This is a genomic window from Nocardioides imazamoxiresistens (assembly GCF_032378595.1).
Taxonomy (GTDB): domain Bacteria; phylum Actinomycetota; class Actinomycetes; order Propionibacteriales; family Nocardioidaceae; genus Nocardioides; species Nocardioides imazamoxiresistens.
On record NZ_JAVYII010000007.1, the window covers coordinates 156,525 to 182,860 of the forward strand.

Here is a 26,336-nt window from a genome sequence, read left to right on the forward strand (position 1 = left end):
CGCTCACGTCAGCCCCCGTCGCTGGAGAGGCGGTAGCCCGCTCCGCGGATCGTCTGGATGGCCGCGCGGTCGTAGGGACGGTCGAGCTTGTTGCGCAGGTGGCGCACGTAGACCTCGACGATGTTCGGGTCGCCCTCGAAGTCGTCGTCCCAGACGGCCTCGAGCACCTGGCGCTTGGAGACCACGTCGCCCTTGTGCCGCATCAGGAACGCGAGCATCGAGAACTCCCGCGAGGTCAGGGTGATCTCGTCGTCGCCGCGCCACGTGCGGCGGGCGGCGGGGTCGAGCCGCAGGTCCCCGGCCTCCAGGACCGTGGGGCGCTCACGGGCGCCGCGGCGAGCGACGGCGCGCAGCCGCGCGACCAGCACGGGGAACGAGAACGGCTTGGTCAGGTAGTCGTCGGCGCCGGTGTCGAGGCCCTCGACCTGGTCCCACTCGCCGTCCTTGGCGGTGAGCATCAGCACGGGGGTCCAGTTGCCCTCCTCGCGCAGCGTCGCGCACACCCGGTAGCCGTTGATCCCGGGCAGCATCAGGTCGAGCACGATGGCGTCGTAGGTGTTCTCGCGGGCCATCCACAGCCCGTCGGTGCCGTCGTGCGCGACGTCGACGGCCATCCCCTCGGCCTCGAGACCCAGCTCGAGGGAGCGGGCGAGCCGCCGTTCGTCGTCGACCACCAGCACGCGCATGGGCGTCATCGTGCCGCACGGGTCCTGAACCTGCGCTGAACGGACGTCCGTGCGAGGATTGCGCCTCGTGGCCGAACTGCACTTCTTCACCGGGACGATGGACTCGGGGAAGAGCACCCTCGCCCTGCAGACCAACCACAACCACGCGACGCGCGGTCGTCTGGGACGCATCTTCACCAGCCACGACCGGGCCGGCACGGCCACCCTGTCCTCGCGCCTGGGCCTGTTCCACGACGCCCTCGAGGCGCCGGAGGACCTCGACTTCTGGAAGTACGTCGTCACCGAGCTCACCGGCGGCGCCCGGATCGACTACCTCATCTGCGACGAGGCCCAGTTCTACACGCCGCTGCAGATCGAGCAGCTCGCCAAGGTGGTCGACGAGCTGCAGATCGATGTCTTCTGCTTCGGCATCCTCACCGACTTCCGCACCCGGCTCTTCCCGGGCGCCGCACGTCTCGTCGAGCTGGCCGACCGGATGCAGGTGCTGCAGGTCGAGGCCCTCTGCTGGTGCGGTGAGCGGGCCACGCACAACGCCCGCACCGAGGACGGCGTGATGGTCACCGAGGGCGACCAGGTCGTGGTGGGCGACGTCGAGCAGACCGGCCAGCCGCCGGCCGAGGTGGCCTACGAGGTGCTCTGCCGCCAGCACCACCGCCGCAAGCTGACCGCGGCCCGCGCCAAGGCCGTCTCCCTGGTGCCCGAGCCCCTGCCCTTCGGCGACTGAGCCGGGACGGCCCCGCTCGACTGAGACCTCCGCCACCCCACGCCCCGTCCGGGATGCGCCGCGGGGCGACCGGCGTTGGGGCAGGTGTGGACGGGGTCGGGGACGCGACGGTGTGGGACGCGGTCGTCGTCGGCGCCGGCCAGGCGGGGCTCTCGGCGTCGTTCCACCTGCGCCGCCTGGGGCTGCGCCACGTCGTGCTCGACGCCGCCACCGCGCCCGGGGGCGCCTGGCAGCACCGCTCGCACTCGCTGACGATGGCCGACGTCCACGGCGTGGCCGACCTGCCCGACCTCGCCGCGCCGCCCGCGGATCCCGCCACGGCCGCGCGCACCGCGGTCCCGGCGTACTTCGCCGCCTACGAGCAGCGCTACGACCTGCCGGTCCTGCGACCCGTCGACGTGGACCGCGTGGAGGAGGGCCCGGAGCGGCTCCTGGTGGTGCACGCCCGCGACGGACGCACCTGGACCGCCCGGACCCTCGTCAACGCCACCGGCACCTGGCGCCGGCCCTTCGTCCCGCACGTCACCGGCGCGGAGGACTTCGCCGGCCTCAGCCTGCACTCGTCGCGCTACGACGGCCCCGAGGCGTACGCCGGGCGCACGGTGCTCGTCGTCGGCGGCGGGGCGTCGGCCGTGCAGGTCCTCGGGGAGCTCGCGCCGGTGACCTCGACGCTCTGGGCGACCCGCCGGCCGCCGCTGTGGCGCGACCCGGACTCCGAGCCGTTCGACGGCCGGGCCGCCGTGGCGCTGGTCGAGGAGCGGGTGCGGCGTGGGCTGCCGCCGGCGAGCGTGGTCAGCGTGACCGGTCTGCACCTGCGGCCGCAGGAGCAGCGGGCGCGCGAGCTGGGGGCGTACGCCTCCCGCCTGCCGATGCCGCGGCGGCTCGTCGCCGACGGCGGCGTGTGGCCCGACGGGACGCACCGCGCCTTCGACGTCGTGCTCTGGGCGACGGGCTTCCGCCCCGACGTCGCCCACCTCGCCCCGCTGGGCCTGCGCGCGCCCGGCGGTGGCATCGCGCTGGACGGGACGAGCGCCGTGGCGGACCCGCGCGTGCAGCTCGTGGGCTACGGACCGTCCGCGAGCACCATCGGCGCGAACCGCGCCGGTCGTCAGGCGGCGCTGGCGGTGCGGCGCGTCGTGGGCGGGCACGTGCTCACCAGTGCACGCCCCTGAAGACGCGCGCCAGCAGCAGCTGCTCGCTCTGGGAGCCACCCGGCTCGCCCGCCTGGCCCGGCTCGCCCGTGACCACGGGTGCCGGGCCGCGGCCCTTGGCCGCCGCGGAGTCCGGGAACACGTGGTAGGCCGCGTTGAGGATGCGGAACGCCAGCTTCGGCGCCAGCGTGTGCGCCAGCGCGCCCACGTTGCCGAGCGGGGTGTTGATCTCGTGGGGCTTCTCGACGAGCGCCTTCACGACCAGGTCGGCGGCCTGGGCCGGCGAGATGGTGGGGAAGTGGTCGTAGAGCTTTGTCGGCGCGATCATCGGGGTGCGCACGAGCGGCATGTGGATGCTCGTGAACGTGATGCCCTCGCCGACCAGCTCGGAGGCGACCACGTTGCTCCACGAGTCGAGGGCGGCCTTGGAGGCCACGTACGCCGAGAACCGTGGCGGGTTCGTCTGCACCCCGATGGAGGAGACGTTGACGACGTGCGCGCCGGTGCCGCCGCGCATGAACGGGATCAGTCCGATCACCAGCCGGATCGCGCCGAAGTAGTTGAGCTGCATCGTGCGCTCGAAGTCGTGGAACCGGTCCTGGGAGAGCCGCAGGGATCGGCGGATCGAGCGCCCCGCGTTGTTCACCACCCCGTCCACCGAGGGCAGGTCGCGGGTCAGGGCGCCGCACAGGTCGTCGATGGCGGTCAGGTCGGAGAGGTCGCAGGGGAACACGTGGGCGGTCCCGCCCTGGCGCTCGATGTCACGCCGCAGCGCGTCCAGCTTCTCCTTGCCGCGCGCGACCAGCACGGGCACGCCGCCGGCCTGGGCGACCTTGAGGGCGGTCACCCGGCCGATGCCGGAGCTCGCCCCGGTGATGACGATGTGCTTGCCGGTCAGCGCCGCGCGGTTGGCGGTGCTGCGGCCGGTGCTGGTGTCGAGGTGCTCCTCCCAGTACGCCCACAGCGTCGAGGCGTACGACTCCAGCCGCGGCACGCTGATGCCCGACCCGGCCAGCGCCTTCGTGGTGCGACGGGCGTCGAAGACGGCCGGGAACGAGGAGTGGGCGAGCACGGCCGCCGGGATGCCCAGGCGGCCCAGCGTCTGGTCCAGCACGCCCTGGGCGGGCCCGGAGCCGAGCACCCGCGAGGCGACGTCGGCGGGCCGCAGGCCCCGGGGCAGCACGCGCCGCTCCAGCGACGCCCGGCCGGTCGGCGTCGAGCCCGCGAACGTGGGGGCGCCGGCGGCCGCGCACAGCACGTTGACCATCTCGAGCACGGGCTGGGGCTCGGGGTCGACGAGGTGGAACGTCTCGCCGTCGCGCCCGGGCAGGTGCGCCAGGTGGTCGAGGGCGTCGGCGACGAAGTCGACCGGCACCAGGTTGGTGTCGCCGAGGTCGACGCCGAACAGCGGGGCCCAGCTCGGCACCGTGTCGCGCAGGCGCTTGATGAGGCCGAAGAAGTAGTAGGGCCCGTCGACCTTGTCCATCTCGCCGGTGTGGGCGTCGCCCACGACGATCGCGGGGCGGTAGACGCGCCACGGCACGGTCGCGGTCTCGCGCACGATGCGCTCCGACTCGAACTTCGTGCGGTGGTAGGGGGAGGAGAAGGTCTGGCCGACGTCGAAGTCGGTCTCGGCGAAGGTGCCGCGGTGGTCGCCGGCGGCGGCGACCGAGGACACCTGGTGGAAGCAGCCGACGTCGAGCGCGGCCGCCAGCTCCAGCGCGTGCCGCGTGCCGTCGAGGTTCAGCCGGTCGTTGGTCGCGTCGTCGGCGGCCATGTCGTAGCTGGCGGCGAGGTGGAAGAAGTGCTCGACCTCCCCGGCGTGCTCGGCGACCCAGGCGGGGTCGACCCCGAGACCGGGCTCGTCGAGGGAGCCGACCACCGGGCGGACGCGGTCGGTGCCCCACTCCTCGATCTGGCGCTCGAGACGCGGCAGCGAGGACGCGCGGACGAGCACGTGGACGTCGCCGTCGCGGTCCTCCAGCAGTCGGGACGTGAGGAACCGACCGATGAAGCCGGTCGCGCCGGTGACGAAGTAGGACATGCCGGGCAGCGTAGTGCTCCCGCGCGACGTAGGGCCACGGATCGGGCGGTCAGTCCCCGCCGCCGCCGAACATGATCTCGTCCCAGCTCGGCACGGAGGCGCGACGCTTGCGCCCGCTGCGCTTCTGCGGCGGCGGCGCCGGGGCGACGGGCTCGTCGGTGGGCTGGTCGCCGGGGTCCTGGCTCGACCGGTCGCTCGACGGGTCGCTCGCGGGGGAGGCCTGCTCGTCCGTCGCCCTCGTCACGGTCTCCGCGACGACGCCCTCCGCAGCGGTCGGCGCGGTCTCGGGCAGCTGGTCGGGCGTCTGCTCGGGACGCTCGGTACGCCCGGGGGCCGGGCGCTCCGGTGACGCCGGGGCGCCCTCGCCGCGGCGTACCGCGTCGGCGACCTCGCTCAGGTCCACCGTGGGCTCGCGGTCGCGGGGCTCGGCCACCAGGGCGATCGCGTCGGAGCCCAGCGGGCCGTCGCCGAGGTCGTGGTCGGGGCTGTCGAGCTCCAGGTCGAGCACGGCGTCGGGCATCGTGGCGCGGCCGGCGCGCCGGCGGCGGGCCTGCTGGAGGTCGTCGCGCGCGGCGGCCGGGGGAGCGGTCTCCTCGCCGATCAGCCAGCGGGCGGCGTCGTCGTCGGCGACCACGTAGCTGCCGCGCACGTCGTAGCTGAAGGTCCCGGTCCCCGACCGCTCGGACGTCGCGAAGGTGGCCTGCAGGGTCCAGCGGCCGTCGTCGCGGCGCCAGGCGTCCCACTCGACCTCCTCGCCCGTCGAACGGTGCCGCGACAGGTGCGCCGACACGGCCTCGCCCAGGGTGCGGGCGCCGCCGCCGGAGCCGTCCGGGCGACGGCGGACGGAGGACGACTGCGCGCGCTCGGCGACGTGGGCCCGCTCGGCGAGCACGGGGGCCACGAACGGCATGATCTTGTCCACGGTCGTCTGGCCGGCCCGCGCGACGTCGTCGGGGGTCGCGCCCGCCCGGATCCGGGACTGGATGTCGCGCGGACGGAGGGTCGATTCCATGGTGATCTCCAGCTGTCCGAGTCGATCCGTGTCGCCCCTCAGTGCCGCCCGCAGCCGGGCGTCCACGTCGAGCGTGAACTCGACGCCCGCGTCGCTGACCAGCACCAGGCGCGACTTGTCCTGGCTCAGCCCGGCGAGCGTCAGGTGCACCATCGGGGCGGTCGGCTCCTGGTCTGGTCGGCGGTGGGGCGGTCGTCGCGAGGGGTGGTCGCGCGTCGTGCGTGCGGGGACCCGGTCGGGCTCCCGTACCGGCCGAGCCTACGCCCTGGGCAGGCCTGACGCAGGGCGACGGGCCGAGCCGCGGCTACCCTGCGGCCGTGAGCTCCTGGGTCGCCCATCCCGAGGTCGTCCTCGTCGTCTTCGACCTCCTCGGGATCTTCGTGTTCGCCATCTCGGGAGCCCTGGTGGCGGTGCGCAAGGAGCTGGACCTCTTCGGCGTCCTGGTGCTGGCCGGGACCACGGGGCTGGGCGGCGGCTTCCTGCGCGACGTGCTGATCGACGCGACCCCGCCGGCGGCGCTCGCGGACTGGCGCTACCTGCTCGTGCCGATCGTCGCCGGGCTCGTCGCCTTCTGGTTCCACCCCACCCTGGGGCGGCTGGAGCGGCCGGTGACGATCTTCGACGCGTTCGGGCTCGCCCTGTTCTGCGTGGCCGGCGCGGCCAAGGCGCTGGAGCACGGCCTCGGCCCTGCGCCCGCGGCCCTCATGGGCATGGTGACCGGGATCGGCGGCGGGATGATCCGCGACCTGCTGGCGGGTCGGGTCCCCGTCGTCTTCCGGGCCGAGCTCTACGCGACGCCCGCCCTGGCCGGCGCGGGGGTGGCGGTCGTGGGGATCGAGGCCGGGCTCCCCGTGCTCGGGCCGGCCGTCGCCGGCGCGGTCGTCTGCCTGACGTGGCGTCTGCTCGCGCTGTGGCGGGGCTGGCAGGCCCCCATGCCGTCGGGTCCCGCGAGCGTCTGAGGCTCAGGCGCCCAGCACCCGCTCGAGGTAGGCGTTGGCGAAGACGCGCTCCGGGTCGAGCCGCTCGCGCAGCACGAGGAAGTCCTCGAAGCGGGGGTAGAGCGGCGCCAGGTCCGCCGCGGTGCGGGTGTGCAGCTTGCCCCAGTGCGGCCGGCCGCCGGCCGCGACCAGCACCGGCTCGACGCCGGAGAAGTACGCCCGGTGGTCGCGCGTGCGCGGCACGTGCAGGGCGACGTAGACCGAGTCGCGGCCGTAGCCGGTCGACAGCGGGACGTCGTCCGCGCGCGCCGAGCGGATCTCGACGGGGAAGCTGAGGCGCCAGTCGGAGGCCTCCACGCGGTGACGCACCTCGGTGAGGACGTCGACGGCGACCGCGCGCGGCACGGCGTACTCCATCTCGCGGAACCGCACGCGGCGCGGGGAGGTGAGCACCCGGTGGGCCACGTCGGAGAAGGTGCGCGCGGAGAGCGCCCGGGACGTGAGCTGGTTGAGGCGCGGGATCGTGCGGGGCGCGCGCTCGCTCACGGCGACGAGCCCGCCGAAGACCGTGTTCGCCAGCAGCTCGTCGTCGACCCAGCCGCGCAGGCGTCCCAGTGGCTCCGCCTCCTCCAGCGGCGTGTCGACGCGGTTGTTGCGCTTGGTCAGCAGCCGGTCGGTGTGGGGGAACCAGTGCAGGTCCACGTGGTGGTTGTCGTCGAGCAGCGCGTCGAGGTCGCCGATCGCCTCGTCCCAGCGCATCGGCTGCTCGACCGCCTCGAGCAGGAACAGCGGCTCGACCGCGAAGGTCAGGCTCGTGACGACCCCGAGCGCCCCGAGGGCGACGCGGCCCAGGTCGAGCACGTCGGGGTTCTCGGACGCGTCGGCCCGCAGCACCTCGCCGGTGCCGGTGACCAGCTCGAGCCCCACGACCTGGGGCGCGAGCCCCGCGAAGGTCCCGCCGCTGCCGTGCGTACCGGTCGAGACCGCGCCCGCGAGCGTCTGCGCCGCGATGTCGCCCATGTTGTGCAGGCTGAGGCCGAGGTGCTCGAGGGTCGCGTTGAGGTCCTCGAGCCGGGTGCCGGCGCGCACGGTCACGGTCAGCGCGTCGAGGTCGACCGCGGTGATGCCGGTCAGACTGCCGGGCTCGAGGAGCTCGCCCGTGGTCACTGCGACGTCGGTGAAGCTGTGGCCGCTGCCGACCATGCGCACCGTCGAGCCCTCGGCCCGTGCACGCTGCACCGCCGCAACGACGTCGTCGGTGCCCTCCGGCCGGCTGCGCCGCCGCGGCACCGCGCTCGCCGTGCCCGCCCAGTTGGTCCACGCCTGCGTCATGGCCGGAGCGTAGGACGTTCCGCGCGATGGTGGGCGCGGTGCGGGCGGCGCGGTGGCGAGGTCGGGCACGAAAGTCGGAGAACCGGGCCTTCAAGGCCCCGGGGAGGGGTGCCGGGCGTCGGTTCTCCGACGCCGGTGCGAAGCGGGCGGCGCTGGGCGCGGGGCGGCGTGAAGCGGCGGGGATCGGGGCGTCGAGTTGCGGGTTGTGCCACGGTTCGGAGCGTCGAGCTGCGGGGTGTGCAGCGGGGTGCGACGGGGTGCGTCGGGGGTACGCGCGGGAGGGTGCGCAGGTGAGTTGACCTGCGGAAACGTTCTCCACAGATGGGTCCGCGACCCTGTTCCGGAGGGCCGGTTCGGCGTAGAATTCGGGGCATGGATCGGGGGACCCAGCAGCACACGAACAGCCCGTCGCGGGCTGCGCTGCTGGACGCCGCGTCCGAGGCGATGCGGGCCCAACGTGCTGCCGAGGCGGGTGCGTTCTTCGCCGCGGCGGACTACGCCGATGCCCACCTGGATGTGGAGTGCGGCAGCTCGATCGTGGGTGACCCGATCGGTGCTCTCGGGATGTGGGTCGAGGAGAACGACCTCCCGGCGGTGCCGGGTGGGGATCGGTGGCTGGCGTACGGCGGACCGGGCGCGCCGCTGGTGTCGGAGTTCGCGGTCCTCGAGTTGGTCACCGCGATGGGTCTCAGCCAGGACGCGGGTCGGAGCTTGGTGGGTGATGCGGTCGAGGTCCGCCACCGCCTCCCGCTGCTGGCCGGGCGGGTCGCGGCAGGTGGGGTGCAGGTGTGGCGGGCTCGTCGGATCGCCCGCGCGACGCGGACGTTGACGTTCGAGGGTGCGGGGTTCGTGGACCGCAACCTCGCCCACGTCGCGCACTCCATCTCCGGTGCGGGGATCGACCGGCTCGTCGCCGAGGCTTCGGCGCGGTTCGATCCCGAGACCACCGAGGCCGACCTGGCGGATGCGGACGCGGGCCGGTTCTTCTCGATCGACTTCCGCGCCCGTGAGGCACTCGGGGTGCACGGTCAGGTCGGCGGGACCGTCGCCGTGGCGGGTGAGCTGGACCTGGCTGATGCTCGTGACCTCGAAGAGGCCGTCGCCCGGGGTGCCGCCGAGCTCGCCGCACTCGGGTCGGGTGAGTCGCTCGACGTGCGCCGGTCCATCGCGGTCGGGGAGCTGGCCCGCAAGCAGACCGCCCTCGACCTGACCGGCCACGACGGTCATGACGGGCCTGTGGCGGCGTCGACGGTCGCTGCCCGTCAGGTGGTGCTGTACGTCCACCTGTCCCAGTCGGCGTTGGAGTCGACGTCGATCGGCATCGACCCGCTCACCGGCGGCACCGGGATCGACCTGGCCACCGTGACCGCCCCGGGCGTCGGGCTGCGGACCGTGACCGCGGAGCAGGTCCGCGACTGGTGCCGCACCACCGACACCCAGGTGGTGGTCAAGCCGGTGATCGACCTCAACGAGCACATCACGACGCCGAGCTACCGGATCCCCGACCGCCTCGTCGAGCAGGTGCAGCTGCGCTACCCGACGTGCCGGTTCCCTTACTGCAACCGGCCAGCGCGGGTCAGTGACCTCGACCACCGCGTCGAATGGCACTCCGGCGGCCCCACAGCCAGTGACAACCTCGTCCCGTTGTGTCGGTTGCACCACCGCGCCAAGACCCATCCCACGCACGCCGGCACCGACCCACCCGACGGACCCGATCACGAGCAGCACCACGAACGCCGCTGGCGCTACCGACCCACACGCCCCGACGAACCACCAGACGGCTTCGTCTGGACCAGCCCCCGCGGCCGCCGCTACCTCGTCACACCGACCGGAACGACGGCGCTCGAATAGCCGGATCCGACGACAGCCCTACACCCGCCCCGCACCACCGGCAGGCCCGCCGACACCATGTCGCCGGGCCCACCGGCATGCCCGGGACCTCCATCTCCACCTGCACCTCCACCTGCCGAGGAACGTGGCGGACCGACGCGTGCTCGGCCACGCAGCGCACGCCACCCTGCGCGCCCAGGGACGCGGCCCGCACCACCCGGCAGGTCCGCCGCGACCACGACGCCCGACGAACGACGCAGGACGCCGGGCGAGGCCCCCGCGCGAGGATGACCGCATGCAACCGTGGGTCCCCAGCACCGCCGGGGTGGTGGAGCTGCCGAGCGGTCGGCGCGTGCGCTGTCGCGCCCTCCGCGCCGCCCCGGCGGCCGACGCCCCGGCGGTCCTCGGCTCCGGACAGACCGGCCAGGTGCCGGACCTCGGCCTCTACCTCACGGCTCGTCCGCACCGGGAGCGCTGGCCGTCGCGGTGGATCGCGTGGCCGGACTTCCTCCTGCCCCGGGACCGGGGGGAGGCGCTCGCTGCGCTGCGCGAGGCGCACTCTCGTTCCGCTCGGGAACGGGTCGAGATCGCCTGCGGCGGCGGGGTCGGGCGTACCGGCACGGCGCTGGCGATCCTGGCCCGGCACGACGGGGTGCCGGCCGACGAGGCCGTGGCCTGGGTGCGCGCGACCTACCACCCGCGGGCGGTCGAGACGCCCTGGCAGCGTCGCTTCGCGCGCCGGGCGCGGCTGAGTCCCGACCCCCTGGCCCCCGAACGGACCTGACCCAGCGAGGGCGCGTCCTGCCGCCTCAGACCTTCGTGTCCACCGCCACGGGCGCGTCCGAACCGATCTCCGGGTCCGGCGTGAGCCAGGCGAACACGACGGCGAGCGTGCCGGCGACGACGGGCACGACGTACGCGGCGTGCGCGCCCCAGTGGTCGATGCCCAGGCCCGCGAGGGCGGCGCCGGGTGCGACGCCCGCCGCCATGCCGGTGTGGACCACGGCCATGGCCTCGGTGACGCGCTCGCGGGGGCTGTGGCGCTCGACCAGGCTCATCGTCGAGATCAGGGTGGGGGAGATGGCCGCGCCCGCGACGAGCAGCGCGACGCCGAGCAGGGGCACCGAGTCGACGACGATGATCGGGGCCATCGCGAGGGTCAGGGCCAGCGCGGACCAGCGCATCCGGGTCGCCGGGCCGACCGTCCAGCTGACGGCTCCGACGACCACGCCGGCGCCGAGGCTGCCCGCCGCCCAGATGGCCAGCAGCACGCCGGCCCAGGCCTGCGCGCCCCGCTCCTCGGCGAACGCGACCGTGGCGACCTCCGCCGACCCGAACACCGCGCCGAGGCCGAAGCAGACCGCGGTCAGGGGGACGACGACGCGCCACGCCTGCGGCGGGCGTCGGGCGTCGAGGGCCGGGTCGACCGGGCCGACCGGCGGCTGGGTGGAGCGCAGGCTCGCGAACGCGAGGGTGCCGACGACACCGAGGGCGACGGCGGTGACGAGCCCCGCGGCGGGGTGCACGAGGGTGGCCAGCACGGTCACGGCGATGGGGCCGACGATGAAGACGGCTTCGTCGACCACGGCCTCGAACGCGAACGCCGTCTGCACCGACCGCGGGTCGCCGCGCAGGGCGTACGCCCACCGCGCCCGGACGCAGGAGCCCACCTGCGGCAGCGCACCACCGGTCATCGCGGCGGCGACGTAGGTGGTCCAGGTCGGGAGGTCGGCCAGCACGCTCGCCAGGACGGCCACGCCGCCGAGGCCGAACACGGTGATCGCGGGCGCGAGCGCCCGGGCCTGGCCGAGCCGGTCGGCCAGGCGACCGTGGACGATCGCGAGGGCGGCGTTGGCGAGGACGTACGCGGCGGCGACGGCGCCCGCGAGGCCGTACGAACCGGACCGCGCGGAGACCAGCAGCACGATGCCGAGGGAGACCGTGGAGATGGGGATCCGCGCCACGAGTCCGAGGAAGCTGAAGGTCCTGGCACCCGGGACGGCCAGGATCCGGGCGTACGGGGAGAGCACCGACGCAGCGTACGGCGGTCCACCCGGCCGACCCGCATCCACGGATCCCTACGATGGTCCCATGTCGAGCGACGTTTCCCGGTCCGCCCCGCCCCCCGACGTCGCGCCCTACGACGCCCTCCTGCTCGTCGGCTTCGGCGGCCCCGAGGGACCCGACGACGTGGTGCCGTTCCTCGAGAACGTGACCCGCGGCCGCGGCATCCCGCGCGAGCGGCTCGTCGAGGTGGGCGCGCACTACCAGCTGTTCGGCGGACGCTCCCCGATCAACGACCAGAACCGAGCCCTGCTGGCCGCCATCCGCGAGGACCTCGCGGCGGCCGGGATCGACCTGCCGGTCTACTGGGGCAACCGCAACTGGGACCCCTACCTGGACGACGTCGTCACGCAGATGGCGCGCGACGGGCACCGGCGGGTCGCGGCGTTCGTGACGTCGGCGTACTCCTCGTACTCCTCGTGCCGGCAGTACCGCGAGAACCTCGCCCACGCGGCCCAGGCCGCCCGCGACGCCGGGCTCGAGGCGCCGGTCCTCGACCGGTTCCGCGTGTACTTCAACCACCCGGGCTTCGCCGGCCCCAACGTCGAGGCGGTCCTCACCGCCCTCGAGGAGCTGCCGGCCGAGCACCGCGACGCCGCGCGCCTGGTGTTCGTGACGCACTCGATCCCGACGACGATGAACGACGGCAGCGGGCCCGACGGCGACGCGTACCGGCGCCAGCACCTCGACCTCGCCGCCCACGTCGCCGCCGAGGTGGCCGCCGCGCGCGGCGTCGAGCACGCCTGGGACCTCGTCTACTGCTCGCGCTCCGGGCCCCCGCAGATGCCGTGGCTCGAGCCCGACGTCAACGACCACCTCGAGGAGCTCGCCGGCGCCGGCGTGCCCGCGGTCGTGATGGCGCCCATCGGCTTCGTGTCCGACCACATGGAGGTCATCTACGACCTCGACACCGAGGCCCTGGCCACCGCGGCCGACCTCGGTCTCGCCGCCGCGCGCGCCGCGACGGCCGGCGTGCACCACGACTTCGTCGCCCTGGCGCGCGAGCTGCTCGTCGAGCGGGCGGCCGCCGAGCGCGGCGAGCAGCCGGAGCGTCCTGCGGTCGGCTCGTTCGGCGCCTGCTGGGACCGCTGCGCCGTCGACTGCTGCCCCAACCCCCGCGCGGCGCTGCCCGTCGCGGGCTCCCGAAAGGAGGTCGACGCGTGAGCCGTCGCACCCGCACCCGTTCGTCGGACCGCTCGTCGCGCTCGGGGTCCTCCTCGCGGTCCGGCCGCTCCCGCTCGGGCTCCGGGTCGGGCTCGGGCGCGGAGACCCCCGGCGCCGTCGAGGTCCCGCGGACGCCCGCCGCGAAGGCGCCCGACGGCACCGGCCACGACGAGCTGCGCGACCTCGCCGTCGGCATCGCCCAGCAGGCCGCCGGCCTGGTGCGCCGGCTGCGCGTCGACGGTGTCAGCGTCGCCGCCACGAAGACCAGCGACATCGACATCGTCACCGAGGCCGACCGCGCCAGCGAGGCGCACGTGCGCGACCTGCTCGCCCGTCTGCGCCCGGACGACGCCGTCGTCGGCGAGGAGGACGACGAGCGCCCCGGCACCAGCGGCGTGCGCTGGGTGCTCGACCCCGTCGACGGCACCGTCAACTTCTTCTACGGCATCCCGGAGTACGCGGTGTCGCTGGCCGTGCAGGTCGCCGAGGGGCCCGTCGGGTCCGGTGGCCCCGCGTCCGCGGTGGAGCCCGCGGAGTACCGCACCGTGGCCGGGGCGGTCGTCAACATCGCCACCGGCAGCGTCCACGAGGCGTACCTCGACGGCGGTGCCCGGCGTGACGGCGTGCCGCTCCAGGTACGTGAGACCGTCCCGCTCGCGCAGCGGCTGGTGCGCACCGGCTTCTCCTACGACGCCGCCCAGCGCGAGCGGCAGGCGCAGGCGCTCGTCGCCCTGCTCCCGCGGGTGCGCGACGTGCGACGGATGGGCTCGTGCGCCCTCGACCTGTGCGCCGTCGCGGCGGGGGAGGCGGACGCGTACGTCGAGGAGGGCACCCACCTGTGGGACCACGCCGCCGGGCTGCTGGTCGCCTCCGAGGCGGGGGCCCGAGCAGAGCTGCTGCCGGGCGCCGGAGGCCGCGACCTGGTGCTCTGCGGTCCCGCCGACGGGTTCGACGAGCTGCTGGCTGCGGTGCGCGATGCGGGGTACCTGGCCACCGACGCGGCAGCGTCGCCGACCGGGGAATAGCCCCCGACCGCGCGCCGTTGAGCGGCCGGTGTCCCCGACGTGGACACCGGTGTCGAGACCGGGCCGGCGATGGTGCACAATCTGCCGCGCTCGGGCACGGGCACCACAGGTGAGACGAACTTCCGGGGATGGGGACTGATGGCAACCGACTACGACGCACCTCGCAAGAACGAAGAGGACCAGAGCGAGGAGAGCATCGAGGAGCTCAAGGCGCGTCGGCACGACAAGAACTCGGGCAAGGTCGACGTCGACGAGACGGAGGCGGAGGAGTCGTTCGAGCTCCCCGGCGCCGACCTGTCGCACGAGGAGCTCGCCGTCGAGGTGAAGCCGCGGCAGGAGGACGAGTTCACCTGCATGAGCTGCTTCCTGGTGCACCACCGCAGCCAGCTGGCCGACTCCACGCGACTGATCTGCCGCGACTGCGTCTGAGCCCCTCGAGTCTCGGACGAGCCCCGCGCACACGACAGGCGCCGGACCCCACGGGGGATCCGGCGCCTGTGTCGTTCCCGGGGGCGGGCCCCGGTCGGGCTCAGTGGGTGGGCGCGGGAGCCTTGCTCGCGTCCTGGCTGTCCTTGCCCAGCTCGGCCGGCAGGTGCCCGGTCGAGCGCGCGTAGTACTCCGCCGCCTTGCGGGCGGCGAGCATCCGCGCCAGGGCGATGATGGTGCCGCTGGCCGCCGCCCACGCGACCGCCTCCCACAGCTCGACGTCGGGGTCGGCGGGGTTGGCCGGCGGGTTCTTGCCGGTGGCGGCCCGCCACGAGGTCGTCAGGGCCTTCTTGGCCACCGCCGCCGCCGCGATGGCCGCGACCGCGGACCCGGCGCTCCACACCTTCGAGCTCTGCTGCTTGCTTCCCTTGGACAAAGGTCGGTCCTCTCGTCGCGTCCCAGGCGTTCTCGCGCCCAGCCTAGGACCCGGCCCGCGACGGGCCCGCTCAGGAGGTCGAGCGCGCGGACGCCAGCGCGGCCACGACCCGCTCGGGGTTGCGGCAGCTGACGAGCCAGTACGGCGCGGGGTCGGCCGGGTCGGTGACCTCGACCTTCACGCTGCGCCGCAGGTAGGGACGCAGCAGCAGGTACGCCCGCACGTCGGCGTCGCGACCGGCGACCAGGTGCGTGTGCTCGGCGTCCAGGGCGACGGCGTCGCCCAGGTGCTCCACCCCGATCTCCGCGCGACCGGCCACGAACGTGCCGTGGTCGGTGACCGCGACGCGGGCGCCGCCGAAGGCGGAGAGGGCGAGGGCGAGAGCCGCCAGCGCGCCCGCGGTCAGGAGCGTCGGGACCCAGAACAGGTGCACCGGGAACGCGACGATGGCCGCGAGCCAGAACGTGGCGATCAGCATCGTGCCCTGCGCCCACCAGCGCAGGGGCACGGTGAGGCGCTCGGAGTACACGCCGCGAGTTTCCCATCCCCGCCCCGTAGGGGCACCACCGCCCCGGCGGCGACTATCGTCGCCGTCGTGCCCGATCCCGTCGCGCCCGTCCCCGCCGTGCCTCCGCAGCCGGTGCCTCCGCCGGTGCCGCTGCCGGTGCCGCTGCTCCTGCTCGACGAGGGCCTCGAGCCCCCCGCGTACGCCCACCCGGGCGACGCGGGCGCCGACCTGCGCACCACGGTCGACGTGGAGCTCGCGCCGTTCGAGCGGGCGCTCGTGCCCACGGGCGTGGCCGTCGCGCTGCCCGAGGGGTACGTCGGTCTCGTGCACCCCCGGTCGGGCCTGGCGCACCGCCACGGCCTGTCCGTCGTGAACGCCCCCGGCACCGTCGACGCGGGCTACCGCGGTGAGATCAAGGTGCTGCTCGTCAACCTCGACGCGGGCGAGACCGTGCGCCTGTCGCGGGGGGACCGGATCGCGCAGCTCGTCGTGCAGCGGGTGGAGCGGGCCGCCTTCGTGCCGGTCTCCGCCCTGCCGGGCTCCGTGCGTGGCGAGGGCGGTTACGGTTCCACCGGGGGGTTCGCCGCGAGCGGCTCCACCGATCCCGGTCGTCCAGAGGAGAAGTAGTGAAGTTCCGCCGCAAGCGCACGCCCGCCGGCAACCCCGCCGCCAACGGCGTCGCCGGCCCCACCGCGCTGACGCCGGCCTTCGGGGCCCCCGACCGCGTCGACGAGGTGACGGAGGGACCGTTCGACGTCAAGGACGTGGACCTCGAGGACGGTGTCGAGCGGATCGACCTGGGCTCGCTGCTGATCGCGCCCGGTGCGGGTCGTGACGTCCGGCTGCAGGTCGACCAGAAGACGCAGCGGGTGCAGGCCGTGCTGATCGCCGGCTCCGACGGCGCCATCGAGTTGCGGGCCTTCGCCGCGCCGCGCGGCGGCGACCTGTGGGAGGAGACGCGGCCCCGCATCGCCGAGGACATGAAGAAGCGCGGCGCGAGCGTCGCCGAGGCCGAGGGTCCGATGGGCACGGAGCTGCGCTGCGAGGTGACCGTCAAGCGTCCCGACGGGACGCCCGCCCAGCAGCCGTCGCGGATCGTCGGTCTCAACGGCCCCCGCTGGTTCCTGCGCGCCACGCTGCTCGGACAGCCCGTCGCGGACGAGGCGGCCGCGAAGGAGTGGGAGGGCGTGCTGCGCGGCGTCGTGGTGCGTCGTGGCGACGAGGCCATGGCCGTCGGGGACCCGCTGCCGATCACGGTCCCCGAGAAGGCGCGCCGGATCAAGTGACGTCGACGACCGGGCCCACCGGTCCCGCGCGACGCCTCTTCGGCCGCCGGGGCGGACGCGACCGCGAGACCGGCGTGGACCAGGCGACGAGCGACCTGCGCCGTGACCACGCCGCGCAGGGCCGCGTCACGATCGCGGAGGCGCCCGACCGCGAGCGCGTCCAGCTGTTCGGCACGCTGCGCACCGTCACCCTCCAGCCCCGCGGCGGCGTCCCGGCTCTCCACGCGGAGCTCGGCGACGGCACGGGCGTGGTCACGTTGGTGTGGCTCGGGCGCCGCGCCATCCGCGGGATCTCGGCCGGCCGCTCGGTCACGGTGATCGGCCGGGTCGGGCCGCAGGACGGCGTGCGCGTGATGTTCAACCCCTGGTACGAGCTGAGGCCCTGATGAGCGAGACGACCCCGCCCGAGCGGCCCGACGCCCAGCCCGACGCCCAGCCCGCCGCCCAGCCCTCCGCCAGCGTCGAGACCGTGGAGGCGCTCGTGCGCCGTCAGCTCTCCGACGCGTTCGGCGGCGCCCGCGGCATGGCCGAGGCCGCCGTGCCGACGGTGCTGTTCACCGTGCTGTGGCTCTCGACGCGCGACCTGCAGCTGGGGCTCGTGGTCAGCGCGGTCGTCACCGGTCTGCTGCTGGTGGTCCGGCTGGTGCAGCGCTCGACGCTGCAGTACGTGATGAACGCGGTGTTCGGGATCGGCATCGGGTGGCTGTTCGTCCACCTCTCGGCCCGTTCCGGCGGGTCGGTCGACGACCAGGCGCTGGCGTACTTCCTGCCCGGCATCCTCTACAGCACCGGCTACACGGTCGTCGTCGGCGCCAGCTGCGTCGTCGGGTGGCCGCTGATGGGCTTCCTGCTGGGCAGCGTCACGGGCGACCCGACGGGCTGGCACGACAACCGCCAGGTCGTGCGCCTGTGCACCCGTCTGACCTGGCTGCTGGTGCTGCCCGGCGCGATCGGCGTGCTCCTGCAGGGCCCCGTGTGGCTCGCGGGCAGCAACGGCGCGCTGAGCGCGGGCACGGCGGTCGCGCTGCTCGCGGCGCTGCGGCTCGGACTGGGGTGGCCGCTGCGGATCGCCTCGTTCGGGGCGATGGTCTGGCTGGTCTCGCGCGACCGCACCCCGCTCGTCGACCCGGCCGAGGAGCCGACCCGGGAGCAGGCGTGAGCGGCCCGGACGACGGCGACACGCCCGCCGGGGACGCGCTCTTCGACGTGCCCGGGGCACCGCCCGCTCCGGCTGCCGGGCGTACCGGTCGTCCGGGCCCCGCCGGCTCCCTGACGTCCACCGACCACGCCGCCGCGCCGCTGGCGGTGCGGATGCGCCCGCGCACGCTCGACGAGCTCGTCGGGCAGGAGCAGCTGCGGGCTGCGGGCTCGCCGCTGCGCCAGCTCATCGAGGGCGACCGCTCGCTCAGCCTGCTGCTGTGGGGGCCGCCGGGCACGGGCAAGACCACGATCGCGGCGATCGTCTCGGGCCAGACGCAGCGACGCTTCGTCGAGGTGTCCGCGGTCTCCGCCGGGGTGAAGGAGGTGCGGGCCGCGATCGACGCGGCGCGTTCCGACCTGGTCCGCACGGGCGTCGAGACCGTGCTCTTCGTCGACGAGGTGCACCGCTTCTCCAAGGCCCAGCAGGACGCGCTGCTGCCCGGCGTGGAGAACCGCTGGGTGACGCTGGTCGCCGCTACGACGGAGAACCCGTACTTCTCGGTGATCTCCCCGCTGCTGTCCCGCTCGCTGCTGCTGCGCCTGGAGTCGCTGACCGACGACGACGTGGCCGGGGTCATCGACCGTGCGCTGGGCGACGAGCGCGGGCTGGCGGGGGAGGTCGGCATCGAGCCCGAGGCTCGCGAGCACCTGGTGCGGATGGCGGGCGGCGACGCACGCCGCTCGCTGACCTACCTCGAGGCCGCCGCCGGCGCCGCCCGCTCCCGTGGTCTCGACGTGATCGACCTCGAGACCACGGAGACGGCCGTCGACCAGGCGGCCGTGCGCTACGACCGCCAGGGCGACCAGCACTACGACGTCACGAGCGCGTTCATCAAGTCGGTGCGCGGCTCCGACGCCGACGCCGCGCTGCACTACCTGGCCCGGATGATCGAGGCCGGCGAGGACCCGCGGTTCATCGCCCGCCGGCTCGTGATCCTGGCCAGCGAGGACGTGGGCCTCGCCGACCCCACCGCGCTGACGACCGCGGTGGCCGCGGCCCAGGCGGTGCAGCTGATCGGCATGCCGGAGGCCCGGCTCAACCTCGCGCAGGCGACCGTGGCGCTGGCAGTCGCGCCGAAGTCGAACGCGGTCTACAACGCGATCAACGCGGCGCAGGCCGACGTGCGCGCCGGACTCGTGGGGTCCGTCCCCGCGCACCTGCGCGACGCGCACTACGCGGGGGCGAAGAAGATCGGGCACGGGCAGGCGTACGTCTACGCCCACGACGCGCCCTACGGGATCGCCACCCAGACGTACGCGCCCGAGCCCGTGGCCGACAAGCGCTACTACCAGCCGACCTCCAACGGGGCCGAGGCCGCGACCGGCGAGCGGTGGGCGCGCGTGCGTCGCATCGTGCGCGGGCGCTCGGCCCCGGAGCGGTGAGCGCGCCCTCCGCGGCGCGCTAGGGTGATTGCCCATGACCGGCGACTCGACGACAGCCTGGCTGCTCGCGGCCGCAGGGCTCCTGGCACTGGTGCTCGTCGTCGTCCTGCTCCTGCAGGCGACCGCGCTGCGCCGCCAGCGTCGTCGGGAGGCCGAGCTGGCCGCCGCGACGGCCGCCGAGCTCGCCGCCGCCCGGGAGGCCGCCCGGGCCGAGGCGCAGGCGGTGCGCGCGGAGCTGGCCGAGGTGCGGCGCCGCACCGACGCCGCGACCGCCGACCCCGACTACGTCATCACCCGGCTGGGCGAGTCGGGCGGGCCGGGCGGGTCGGTCCGTGCGGAGGACCGCGGGGCGCCCACGCCTCGTCGCAGCGTCGAGGTCGCCGGCCGCATCGACGGTCGGCTCTTCGCCGACCTCGTGCTGCGCGAGACGCTCGTGCGGGTGGGCTCCGTGGCCCACGGCGTGCGCCACGCGCTCGACCCCGCGACCCGCAACCGGATCCGGTTCGAGATGCGGCGCGAGGTCAAGCGGGCGCGCAAGCAGCGCAAGGCGGACCTCAAGCAGGCGCGTCGCGACCTGCACGCCCGGCAGCGGGCGCAGGGCATGTCCGGCACGGGGGAGGACGCAGCGTGAGGCAGGGCATCTGGTTCGCGGCGGGGATCGGCGCGGGCGTGTACGCGATGGTGCGGGCGCGCCGGGTCGCGGAGGCGTTCACGCCCGACGGCGCCCGGGACCGGCTCTCGGGTGTCCGGGTCGGTGCCCGGATGCTCGCCGAGGAGTTCTCGACGAGCAGCGCCGAGCGCGAGCTGGAGCTGCGGGAGCGCTTCGGGCTGGTGCCGCACGGGGTGCCCGAGCTGACCCCGGGTGCGTCGGACGCGCCGTCTGCTGGCACGATCTCCGCCTCAGGAGAGGCATCCCCCTCCGGGCCCCCACGCCCCGCGAGCCCCTCGAGCCCCCAGGAAGGCACCGACTGATGGACACCGCGGAGATCCGCCGCCGGTTCACCGATCACTTCGAGCGCAACGGCCACACCCTGGTGCCGTCGGCCTCGCTGCTGCTGGACGACCCGAACCTGCTCTTCGTCAACGCGGGCATGGTGCCCTTCAAGCCCTACTTCCTGGGGCAGGAGACCGCGCCGTACGCGCGCGCCACCAGCGTGCAGAAGTGCGTGCGCACCCTCGACATCGAGGAGGTCGGCAAGACCACGCGCCACGGCACCTTCTTCCAGATGTGCGGCAACTTCTCCTTCGGGGACTACTTCAAGGAGGGCGCGATCCGGCTCGCCTGGGAGCTGATCACCGGTCCGGTGGACTCCGGCGGCCTCGGGTTCGACCCCGAGCTGATCTGGGTGACCGTCCTGCCGAGCGACGACGAGGCGCGCGAGCTGTGGCACACCGTCGCCGGCCTGCCCTACGAGCGCATCCAGGACCGCGGGCTCGAGGACAACTACTGGAACATGGGCGTGCCCGGGCCGGGCGGCCCCTGCTCGGAGATCTACGTCGACCGCGGGCCCGAGTTCGGCCCCGACGGCGGCCCGAACGCCGACGAGGACCGGTTCCTGGAGATCTGGAACCTCGTCTTCATGCAGGAGGAGCTCTCCGCGGTCCGCTCCAAGGCGGACTTCGACGTCGCCGGGCCGCTGCCCGCCCGCAACATCGACACCGGTCTCGGCCTCGAGCGGGTGGCGTACCTGCTGCAGGGCAAGCAGAACATGTACGAGATCGACGAGGTCTTCCCCGTCATCGAGCGCGCCGCCGAGCTGACCGGTCGGGCCTACGGCGCCGACGCCGGCGACGACGTCCGCTTCCGCGTGGTCGCCGACCACGTGCGCTCCGCCCTGATGCTGATCGGCGACGGCGTCACCCCGGGCAACGAGGGCCGCGGCTACGTGCTGCGCCGGCTCCTGCGCCGCGCCGTGCGCTCGATGCGCCTGCTCGGCCACGAGGAGCGGGCCCTGCCGGAGCTGCTGCCCGTCAGCCTCGCCAAGATGAAGCTGGGCTACCCCCAGCTGGAGGCGGACTTCGAGCGGATCAGCCGCGTGGCGTACGCCGAGGAGGACGCGTTCCGCAAGACCCTCGCGGCCGGCACCCAGATCTTCGACGTCGCCGCCGGCGAGGTGAAGCAGACCGGGGAGACGACGCTGTCGGGCGCGAAGGCGTTCGCCCTGCACGACACCTACGGCTTCCCGATCGACCTGACGCTGGAGATGGCGGCCGAGCAGGGCCTGGCCGTCGACGAGCAGGGGTTCCGCTCGCTGATGGCCGAGCAGCGGGCGCGCGCCAAGGCGGACGCCAAGTCCAAGAAGGGCCAGCACGCGGACACGTCGGTCTACCGCGGCGTCCTCGACGCCAACGGTCCGACGCAGTGGCTCGCGTACGAGACGCTCGAGACCGAGTCGGCCCCCGTGGCGCTGCTCTCCGGCGGCGCCCGGGTCGAGGCGCTGCGCGAGGGCGAGGTCGGCGAGCTGGTGCTCGACCGCACCCCGTTCTACGCCGAGTCCGGCGGCCAGGCGGCCGACGCGGGCTGGATCGAGTTCGACGGCGGACGGCTCGAGGTCGTCGACGTCCAGCGCCCGGTCAAGGGCCTGGTCGTGCACCGCGTCCGCGTGGCGGAGGGCGAGCTCGCCCTCGGGGCCGCCGGAGCGGGTGCCCTGCAGGCGCGGGTGGACCCGCAGTGGCGCATCGGCGCCCGCCAGGCGCACTCGGGCACGCACGTCGTGCACGCCGCGCTGCGCGAGGTGCTCGGCCCCACGGCCCTGCAGTCCGGCTCCTACAACCGGCCCGGCTACCTGCGCCTCGACTTCGGGTGGACGCAGTCGCTGAGCCCCGACCAGCTGCGCGACGTCGAGCAGGTCGCCAACCAGGCGCTGCGCGCCGACCTGCCCGTCGCGTGGCAGTACATGACCCTGCCGGAGGCCCGCGACTGGGGCGCCCTGGCTCTCTTCGGCGAGACGTACGACGAGTCGCAGGTGCGGGTCGTGGAGATCGGCGGACGCTGGTCGCGCGAGCTGTGCGGCGGCACGCACGTCGACCACTCCTCGCAGATCGGCACGGTCGTCGTCACCGGCGAGTCCTCCGTCGGCTCGGGCAACCGCCGCATCGAGGCCTTCACGGGTGTCGAGGGCTTCGCGTACCTCGCCCGCGAGCGTGACGTGGTCGCCGAGCTGACCGGCCTGCTCAAGACCCAGCCGGACGACCTCGTCGGCCGGGTGGGGGACCTGGTCGACCGGCTGCGCTCCACCGAGCGCGAGCTCGACCGGCTGCGGGTCGCCCAGCTGCTCGCGGCCGCGGGCTCCGTGGCCGACGCGGCGAGCGACGTCGGCGGCGTGGCCGTGGTCGCGCACCGGGTCGACGGCGCCGGCGGCAGCGACGTCCGCACCCTCGCGCTCGACGTGCGCAACCGCCTCGCCTCCGACCGTCCCGGCGTGGTGGTCGTCGTCGGTGTCGCGGACGGAAAGGTCGCCGTGGTCGCCGCCGTCAACGAGGCGGGCCAGGCCCGCGGGCTGAAGGCCGGCGACCTCGTCAAGACGCTGGGCCCGATCCTCGGCGGCCGCGGCGGTGGCAAGGCCGACGTCGCGCAGGGCGGCGGCAGCGACGTCGCCCGCGTCGACGAGGCCCTCGCGGCGGTGCCCGCGGCCGTCGCCGGCGTGGCGGGCGGCTGATCGCCGTGGTCCCCGGCGTGCGGCTGGCCATCGACCCGGGCGACGCCCGGATCGGTGTCGCGCGCAGCGACGCCGCCGGCATCCTCGCGACCCCGGTGGAGACGGTGCGGCGCGGCCGCGGCGACCTCGACCGGATCGCGGAGCTGCGGCGCGAGCACGAGGCCGTCGAGGTGGTCGTGGGGCTGCCGCGCTCGCTGTCGGGCTCGGAGGGCCCGGCCGCCCGCAAGGTACGCGTCTTCGCCGCCGCCCTCGCACGCCGCGTGCCGGGCACGCCCGTGCGGCTCGTCGACGAGCGGCTCACCACCGTCTCGGCCGAGAGCATGCTCCGCGCCAGCGGCCGCAAGGCCAAGAACCAGCGGTCGGTGGTCGACCAGGCCGCCGCCGTCCTCATCCTGCAGCACGTCCTGGACACCGAGCGGCGTACGGGGGTCACGCCCGGAGAACTCCTCGAGGAGCACGATGTCTGACCCGAGCCCCTACCGCGACCGCGATCCCGACCGGGACCCGTTGCTCCCCGGCGACCACGAGCCGGCCCGCTACCGGGGGACCCACGCGGGGGAGTACGCCGAGGAGCACCCGGAGGACTACCCGGACGAGCACCACGACGGGTACGCCGACGAGTACGCCGACGAGCACGGCGAGTACGCCGAGCACCACGAGGGCTACGACGAGTACGCCGAGGGCTACCACGACGACTACGAGGACGACCACCGCCCGGTCGGCTCGCGGCGTGCCGAGCGGAAGCGCCGCGGGCGTGGGCTCGGCTGCCTGCTCGTCGCGCTGGTGCTCGTCGCCGCGGCGGCCGGTCTGCTCTACGTCGGCGTCAGCTGGGTCGGCGACCGGCTCGGCGGGGGCGAGGAGGCGCAGGACTTCGAGGGCGTCGCCTCGGTCGAGGAGTGCGCCACCGGTGGCGAGGTCGACGTCGAGGTGCCCTCGGGCTACGGCACGTCCCAGATCGGCGGGCTGCTGGTCGAGAAGGGGGTCGTGGCCTCCTCGCAGGTGTTCGTCTCCGCCGTCGGCAGCGGCTCCATCCGCGACGGCGCCCGCAGCATGTGCGAGGGCATGAGCGGCAGCCAGGCCGCGGAGCTGCTGCTGGAGAACGCGTACATCGGCGGCGGCGGCATCACCATCACCGCCGGCCAGACCAAGACGCAGGTGTTCGAGCGCCTGGCCGGGGCGACCGGCCTCGCGGTGGACGACTTCGTCGAGGCGGAGCAGGACCCGTCCGTGCCGCTGCCGGAGGGCGCCGGCGGTGACGTCGAGGGCTACCTGTTCCCGGGCAGCTACAACTTCGGCGTCGAGCCGACCGCCGTCGACATCGTCGTGCAGATGGTGCAGCGCTGGCAGGACGAGGCGAGCGAGATCGGCCTGGTCGACGACGCGGTCCCCGGGTTCACGCAGCACGAGCTGCTGACCGTGGCGAGCATCATCGAGAAGGAGGTGCTGGTCTCCGAGGAGCGTCCCGCGGTGGCCGAGGTGGTCTACGACCGGCTCGCCGGCACCTGCGAGGGCGTCCCGGCCGGTCTCCTGCAGATGGACTCCACGGTCAACTTCCTCAAGGGCGGCAGCACGGGCACCCCGTACACGACCGACGAGGACCGGCAGATCGACAGCCCGTACAACACGTACCGCTACTCCGGCCTGCCGCCCGGCCCCATCGCGTCCCCGGGCCTCGCGGCCATGGAGGGGGCGATCGACCCGACCGACGAGGGCTACTGCTACTTCGTGGCGGCCAACGACGGCTCGAACACCTCCGTGTTCGCGTCGGGCTACGCCGAGCACCTCGAGAACGTCCGTCGCGCCCAGGGCCAGTGAGCGACTGACGTGACCGACAGCGAACCGACGGGCGGGCCGGCGACGCCGCTGGTGCGCTGCGGCGTCGTCGGCGACCCCGTCGCCCACTCCCTGTCGCCGGTGCTGCACCGGGCGGCCTACGCGCACGTCGGCGCCACCGCGTCCACCTACGACGCCCACCGCGTGCCGGCCGGGACCCTGGCGGAGTTCGTGCGCGGGCTCGACGGCTGGCGCGGCCTGTCGGTGACGATGCCGCTGAAGCGCGAGGCCCTGGCGCTCGGCACGGTCGTCACCCCGGTGGCGCGGGCGGCCGGGGGCGCCAACACCCTCGTCCTGGGCGCCGACCAGGTCGTCGCCGACAACACGGACGTGCCCGGCGCGGTCGCCGCGCTGGTCGAGCGGGGCCTCGAGGGGGTCGACACCGCGACGATCCTCGGCGGAGGCGCGACGGCCGCCTCGACGGCGCTGGCGCTCGCGCAGCTCGGTGCCCGTCGCCTGCGCCTGCTGGTCCGCTCGGCCGACCGGGCAGCCGGGGCGGTGGAGGCCGTGCGGTCGTTGCCCGAGGCGCCGGAGGTCGTGGTGACGACCCTCGACGAGGCCGTCGGGTCCGGGTTCGCGACCGGGGAGGTGGCGGTCTCCACGGTGCCCGTGGAGGCCCAGACGCCCGACCTGGTGGAGCGCCTGGCGGGCGCACCGTGGGTCTTCGAGGTCGTCTACGACCCGTGGCCGACGCCCCTCGCGCTCGCGGCCGAGGCTGCAGGCAGCGCGGTGGTCAACGGCCTGGACCTGCTGGCCCACCAGGCGGTGCTGCAGGTCGAGGCGTTCCTCGGCGCCCGGGTCCCGGTCGACGTGCTCCGCGACGCGGGCCTGGCCGAGCTGGCGGCACGCGCGGAGCGAGCCGGGGCGTGAGCGAGCTCGGGCCCGTCCTCGTCGCCGCGACCGCGGCGGCGGCGCTGGGCGCCGCGATGCCCGCCCTGCTGGCCCGGGTGCCCGACCCCGAGCCGGACCCCGATCCCGAGCCCGACCTCGAGCCCGACCTCGGGGCCGACTCCGAGCCGACCGGGCCGGCGTACCCCACCTTCGGCGAGCTGGCCGCCCGTCCCGGCCTGCCGCTGGTGCTCGCGGTCCTCAGCGGCGCGCTGGGCGCGCTCGTGGGCTGGTACGCGGGCTGGTCCTGGCCGCTGGCCTGGCTCACGGTGCTGGTGCCGCTGGGCACCACGCTGGGCTACGTCGACTGGCGGACCTACCTGCTGCCGACGCGGATGATCTACCCGGGCTACCTCGTGGTGGCCCTCCTCATGCTCGTCGCGGCCGTCGCCGACGACGCGTGGGCCGACCTGCGTCGCGCCGGGCTCGCGGCGCTGCTCGCGCTGTTCCTCTACTGGCTGCCCTGGCGGATCTCGTCGAGCTGGATGGGCTTCGGGGACGTGCGGCTCTCCGGCCTGCTCGGCGGCGTGCTCGGCTGGGCGGGCTGGGCCGAGACGGCGCTGGGCCTCTACCTGCCCTTCCTGCTCGGGGGCGTCGTCGCCGGCGGGCTCATGCTGCTGCGTCTGCTGCCCCGCGGTGCGCACCCCCTCGGGCCGTTCATGTTCGTCGGCACGCTCCTCGGTCTGCTGCTCGGGCCGAGCGTCCTGCCCGGCCTCGCCGGCTGAGACGCGGCGACGGGCGCGACGC

General features: G+C 74.7%; 27 protein-coding genes. 20 read left to right on the top strand and 7 right to left on the bottom strand.

Annotated elements, in window-relative coordinates; genetic code table 11:
* Window positions 1-8 precede the first annotated feature (8 nt).
* Window positions 9-686, bottom strand: a complete 678-nt coding sequence (locus RDV89_RS16015; protein WP_315734497.1) for a response regulator transcription factor — start codon at window positions 684-686, stop codon at window positions 9-11.
* A gap of 67 nt (window positions 687-753) precedes the next feature.
* On the opposite strand from RDV89_RS16015, the gene RDV89_RS16020 reads away from it, so the two are divergent.
* Together RDV89_RS16020 and RDV89_RS16025 are read left to right on the top strand one after the other, a co-directional pair.
* Window positions 754-1,410: a thymidine kinase gene (locus RDV89_RS16020; protein ID WP_315734499.1), complete on the top strand. Its 657-nt coding sequence runs from the start codon at window positions 754-756 to the stop codon at window positions 1,408-1,410.
* 86 nt (window positions 1,411-1,496) lie between these two features.
* Complete coding sequence (locus tag RDV89_RS16025) at window positions 1,497-2,582, top strand: NAD(P)-binding domain-containing protein (protein ID WP_315734501.1); 1,086 nt, start codon at window positions 1,497-1,499, stop codon at window positions 2,580-2,582.
* Here RDV89_RS16025 and RDV89_RS16030 read toward each other — a convergent pair.
* The gene (locus RDV89_RS16030) at window positions 2,563-4,605 is read right to left on the bottom strand and encodes an SDR family oxidoreductase (protein ID WP_315734503.1); all 2,043 of its coding nucleotides are present in this window, start codon (window positions 4,603-4,605) and stop codon (window positions 2,563-2,565) included. The two genes, RDV89_RS16025 and RDV89_RS16030, sit on opposite strands and share 20 nt — an antisense overlap.
* 49 nt (window positions 4,606-4,654) lie before the next feature.
* On the bottom strand, window positions 4,655-5,770 hold the full coding sequence (gene sepH, locus RDV89_RS16035) for a septation protein SepH (RefSeq protein ID WP_315734505.1): 1,116 nt from the start codon (window positions 5,768-5,770) through the stop codon (window positions 4,655-4,657).
* 164 nt (window positions 5,771-5,934) lie between these two features.
* On the opposite strand from sepH, the gene RDV89_RS16040 reads away from it, so the two are divergent.
* Window positions 5,935-6,576, top strand: a complete 642-nt coding sequence (locus tag RDV89_RS16040) for a trimeric intracellular cation channel family protein (protein WP_315734507.1) — start codon at window positions 5,935-5,937, stop codon at window positions 6,574-6,576.
* Between the two features lie 3 nt (window positions 6,577-6,579).
* Here the strand turns inward: RDV89_RS16040 and RDV89_RS16045 are convergent, their stop codons facing one another.
* Window positions 6,580-7,887, bottom strand: a complete 1,308-nt coding sequence (locus RDV89_RS16045; protein WP_315734509.1) for a D-arabinono-1,4-lactone oxidase — start codon at window positions 7,885-7,887, stop codon at window positions 6,580-6,582.
* A gap of 372 nt (window positions 7,888-8,259) precedes the next feature.
* Here RDV89_RS16045 and RDV89_RS16050 point away from each other — a divergent pair, with 372 nt between their 5' ends.
* Window positions 8,260-9,738 carry an HNH endonuclease signature motif containing protein gene (locus tag RDV89_RS16050; RefSeq protein ID WP_315734511.1) on the top strand — a complete coding sequence of 493 codons (1,479 nt, stop codon included), beginning with the start codon at window positions 8,260-8,262 and terminating at the stop codon, window positions 9,736-9,738.
* A gap of 274 nt (window positions 9,739-10,012) precedes the next feature.
* Window positions 10,013-10,501 carry a protein-tyrosine phosphatase family protein gene (locus tag RDV89_RS16055; protein WP_315734513.1) on the top strand — a complete coding sequence of 163 codons (489 nt, stop codon included), beginning with the start codon at window positions 10,013-10,015 and terminating at the stop codon, window positions 10,499-10,501.
* 25 nt (window positions 10,502-10,526) lie between these two features.
* Here the strand turns inward: RDV89_RS16055 and RDV89_RS16060 are convergent, their stop codons facing one another.
* Window positions 10,527-11,747 (bottom strand): MFS transporter, encoded by a 1,221-nt coding sequence (locus RDV89_RS16060; RefSeq protein ID WP_315734515.1) that lies wholly within the window; start codon window positions 11,745-11,747, stop codon window positions 10,527-10,529.
* A 61-nt stretch (window positions 11,748-11,808) separates the two neighbouring features.
* Here RDV89_RS16060 and RDV89_RS16065 point away from each other — a divergent pair, with 61 nt between their 5' ends.
* The 3 genes from RDV89_RS16065 to RDV89_RS16075 all read left to right on the top strand — a co-directional run bounded on the left by RDV89_RS16065 (window position 11,809) and on the right by RDV89_RS16075 (window position 14,399).
* Entirely contained in the window at window positions 11,809-12,945 is a 1,137-nt protein-coding gene (locus tag RDV89_RS16065; RefSeq protein WP_315734517.1) for a ferrochelatase, read from the top strand.
* Window positions 12,942-13,970, top strand: coding sequence for an inositol monophosphatase family protein (locus tag RDV89_RS16070; RefSeq protein ID WP_315734519.1), 1,029 nt, complete (start codon window positions 12,942-12,944; stop codon window positions 13,968-13,970). Before RDV89_RS16065 ends, RDV89_RS16070 begins: the two co-directional genes overlap by 4 nt.
* 138 nt (window positions 13,971-14,108) lie before the next feature.
* Entirely contained in the window at window positions 14,109-14,399 is a 291-nt protein-coding gene (locus RDV89_RS16075) for a DUF4193 domain-containing protein (RefSeq protein ID WP_315734521.1), read from the top strand.
* Between the two features lie 100 nt (window positions 14,400-14,499).
* Here RDV89_RS16075 and RDV89_RS16080 read toward each other — a convergent pair whose 3' ends face one another.
* Window positions 14,500-14,832: a DUF4235 domain-containing protein gene (locus RDV89_RS16080; RefSeq protein ID WP_315734523.1), complete on the bottom strand. Its 333-nt coding sequence runs from the start codon at window positions 14,830-14,832 to the stop codon at window positions 14,500-14,502.
* A 70-nt stretch (window positions 14,833-14,902) separates the two neighbouring features.
* The gene (locus tag RDV89_RS16085; RefSeq protein WP_315734524.1) at window positions 14,903-15,361 is read right to left on the bottom strand and encodes a DUF3093 domain-containing protein; all 459 of its coding nucleotides are present in this window, start codon (window positions 15,359-15,361) and stop codon (window positions 14,903-14,905) included.
* Window positions 15,362-15,484: 123 nt separating this feature from the next.
* Between RDV89_RS16085 and dut the strand changes: the two genes are divergently transcribed.
* From dut to RDV89_RS16145, 12 genes are all read left to right on the top strand, one after another.
* A complete protein-coding gene (gene dut / locus RDV89_RS16090) occupies window positions 15,485-15,967 on the top strand; it encodes a dUTP diphosphatase (RefSeq protein WP_315734682.1) in 483 nt (160 codons plus the stop codon).
* Window positions 15,967-16,626, top strand: coding sequence for a DUF3710 domain-containing protein (locus RDV89_RS16095; RefSeq protein ID WP_315734526.1), 660 nt, complete (start codon window positions 15,967-15,969; stop codon window positions 16,624-16,626). Before dut ends, RDV89_RS16095 begins: the two co-directional genes overlap by 1 nt.
* Before the next feature lie 74 nt (window positions 16,627-16,700).
* On the top strand, window positions 16,701-17,012 hold the full coding sequence (locus RDV89_RS16100) for an OB-fold nucleic acid binding domain-containing protein (protein WP_315734684.1): 312 nt from the start codon (window positions 16,701-16,703) through the stop codon (window positions 17,010-17,012).
* Window positions 17,012-17,785 (top strand): DUF3159 domain-containing protein, encoded by a 774-nt coding sequence (locus RDV89_RS16105; protein ID WP_315734527.1) that lies wholly within the window; start codon window positions 17,012-17,014, stop codon window positions 17,783-17,785. The genes RDV89_RS16100 and RDV89_RS16105 overlap by 1 nt, the downstream gene beginning before the upstream one ends.
* Before the next feature lie 47 nt (window positions 17,786-17,832).
* Window positions 17,833-19,209: a replication-associated recombination protein A gene (locus RDV89_RS16110; protein WP_438823292.1), complete on the top strand. Its 1,377-nt coding sequence runs from the start codon at window positions 17,833-17,835 to the stop codon at window positions 19,207-19,209.
* A 34-nt stretch (window positions 19,210-19,243) separates the two neighbouring features.
* Window positions 19,244-19,840, top strand: a complete 597-nt coding sequence (locus RDV89_RS16115) for a hypothetical protein (RefSeq protein ID WP_315734529.1) — start codon at window positions 19,244-19,246, stop codon at window positions 19,838-19,840.
* Entirely contained in the window at window positions 19,837-20,181 is a 345-nt protein-coding gene (locus tag RDV89_RS16120) for a DUF6167 family protein (protein ID WP_315734531.1), read from the top strand. The genes RDV89_RS16115 and RDV89_RS16120 overlap by 4 nt, the downstream gene beginning before the upstream one ends.
* Window positions 20,181-22,868, top strand: coding sequence for an alanine--tRNA ligase (alaS, locus tag RDV89_RS16125; RefSeq protein WP_315734533.1), 2,688 nt, complete (start codon window positions 20,181-20,183; stop codon window positions 22,866-22,868). Before RDV89_RS16120 ends, alaS begins: the two co-directional genes overlap by 1 nt.
* Before the next feature lie 5 nt (window positions 22,869-22,873).
* Window positions 22,874-23,335, top strand: coding sequence for a Holliday junction resolvase RuvX (gene ruvX, locus RDV89_RS16130; protein ID WP_315734535.1), 462 nt, complete (start codon window positions 22,874-22,876; stop codon window positions 23,333-23,335).
* Entirely contained in the window at window positions 23,328-24,683 is a 1,356-nt protein-coding gene (mltG, locus tag RDV89_RS16135) for an endolytic transglycosylase MltG (protein WP_315734537.1), read from the top strand. The genes ruvX and mltG overlap by 8 nt, the downstream gene beginning before the upstream one ends.
* Before the next feature lie 9 nt (window positions 24,684-24,692).
* A complete protein-coding gene (locus tag RDV89_RS16140) occupies window positions 24,693-25,571 on the top strand; it encodes a shikimate dehydrogenase (protein ID WP_315734539.1) in 879 nt (292 codons plus the stop codon).
* A complete protein-coding gene (locus RDV89_RS16145; RefSeq protein WP_315734540.1) occupies window positions 25,568-26,314 on the top strand; it encodes a prepilin peptidase in 747 nt (248 codons plus the stop codon). Before RDV89_RS16140 ends, RDV89_RS16145 begins: the two co-directional genes overlap by 4 nt.
* Window positions 26,315-26,336: the final 22 nt, after the last annotated feature.